Origin of the sequence: Finegoldia magna (genome assembly GCF_018371055.1) — a bacterium.
GTDB classification, from domain to species: domain Bacteria; phylum Bacillota; class Clostridia; order Tissierellales; family Peptoniphilaceae; genus Finegoldia; species Finegoldia magna_I.
This window is the reverse complement of the sequence record NZ_JAGYZD010000276.1, coordinates 1-2,059: the sequence shown is the minus strand read 5'-3', so window position 1 is coordinate 2,059 and position 2,059 is coordinate 1. Positions and strand designations below refer to the sequence as shown.

The 2,059-nt window shown below is 30.6% G+C and carries 2 protein-coding genes; both read right to left on the bottom strand.

What is annotated here, in order from left to right; all coding sequences use genetic code 11:
- A partial coding sequence (locus KHW44_RS09020; protein WP_304068683.1) for a CD1107 family mobile element protein occupies window positions 1-861 on the bottom strand: 861 nt, incomplete at its 3' end.
- A 14-nt stretch (window positions 862-875) separates the two neighbouring features.
- The coding region (locus tag KHW44_RS09015; protein ID WP_304068680.1) for a stalk domain-containing protein at window positions 876-2,059 on the bottom strand (1,184 nt) is incomplete at its 5' end.

The window sequence follows — 2,059 nt, the reverse complement described above, 5'->3', positions numbered from 1 at the left end:
TAATAGTTCATCTTCATCGTCTTCATCTAAAGATTCTTCGTGAGTTTCATCATCGTCATCATCTTCTGACTCACTAATATAATCCTCATCATCTTCTTCAAAGTCTTCCAACATTTTATCTTCCTTAGCTTTGACTACTTTAAAATAATATCCTGCTCCTACAACTCCTCCAATTACAAGTGCAACTATTAGAAATGAACCTATCCCACTTTTCTTTTCTTCTTTTACTGGAACAGTCTTAGGTTCTTCTTTTTTTACTTCTTCTTTCTTAGGCTCTTCAACCTTTATAGTATTTTTATCTTCTGATTCAATCATATTAAGTAGGTCTTGCTCTCCTACTTCTGTCAATAGCCTTACATTATCTTGATTTGATGAGTGATCCACTATTAGGTGCATAGTTTTTCCACTTTTGGTTTGAAATGTTAAAAATTGTCTTACATCTACTGGATTTTCTTTATCTTTTTCTGTATCTCCACTTGGTGTAATATCTTTTCCATTCCTATCTACATTTTCAATTACTGAACCTCTTGCCTTATTTTCTTGTGTTGCAAGATTATTTACTGCCTTTGTATTACCACCTTTTACAAGTGGTGTTTTCTTAGGAGGATTATTTGAAGGCTTATTTGCTTCACTTGTATTTCCTGGTATTCTTGGAACATCTTGATAAGGTATTTCTTCTTTTGATGGTGTAAAAACATCATCTTTCAACATTTTTTCAAATTCTTCTTTTTGTGGTTCATAGATTGATTCGTTTTGACTTTCTATTTGCCCTTCATTAGTCATTGCAAATGTAGTTGCTGGTACTGTAAATGTAAAAAGGAGTAACGCTATGGCTACTCCTCGTTTAATGCTCTTATTCATTTTTCTATCCTTTCTTATTTTACATTTTTAAATACATAGACTGCTTTTCTAGTATTGTCCCATTCTATTGTTTGGTTTTCACCATCTTTGATATCTCCATGACTTGCTCCAAAAGCTTTAGCAATATTTGAAATTGAAGCATGAATTCTTCCATTTATAATCACTGGCTTAACATCTGAATTGTAGACCTTTCCATCTGAATCTTTCATAACACCAGTATCAACATTTAGTCTTAATGTCTTTTTAGCTAAGATATTATTCTCTTTATTTGAGAAAATGGCTTCACGAGTAGAATTGTCATACTCAACATTAAAACCTAGAGTATAGGCAATATATCTAACTGGAATCATAGTTCTTCCTTGATCCACATAAGTTTTTACATCCATGTAGACTGTTGTCTTACCATCTTTGTTGATAATGTTATAGAAGTTTTTGTCTACTTGAAAAACTGCAAATTCTTTTTCATCTTTAGCTTGTTTTTTGTCCTGTTGTTCCTCTTGCTTTTTCATCTTGTTAAGATCAAATTGATTTAGGATGTTCTTATCATCAGCTTTCAAAAGTTCGTCCCACTTCTTATCTTGAGATTTCTTATCTTCTTTCTTTTCTTTGTTTTCTTTTTGGAGTTTTAGAAGTTCATCTAATTTTTTAGATAGGTCTTGGTTTAGATTTTTATCTTTTTCATCTTTAGCTTGTTTCTCAAGTTCTTCTTTTGCTTTTTTATTTGCTTCCTCGATTAACTTCTTTGCTTCTTCGATTTTCTTATCTAATTCTTCTTTTAGCTTTTTAATTTCTTCTTCAGAAGCTTTTTGTTTTTCTTCTAGTACTTTAATCTTATCTTCTAATTCTTTTTTTGTATTTTCAGAAGATACTTTTAAACTATCAATAGCCTTTTGAAGCTCTTCAATTTTCTTACAGCATTCTGACTTAGAATTTTCTGTCTCTTTCTTTTTAGACTCTAAGTCTCTTATCTTAGCATCTTTTTCATCAAGAGCTTTTTCTAAGTCCTTAATTCTATTATCTTTATCTTCAATTTCTTTAGTCTTCTTTGCAAGTTCCCCTTCTAAAGACTCAAGCTTTTCTTGCATTTCTTTGATTTTATTTTCGTTTTTATCTGTCTTTTCTTTCTCAGCTTCTAACTCCCATTTTGTAGATGAATAATCTTCTTTTAGTTTTGCATTTTCATCTTGTAATCTTTTTA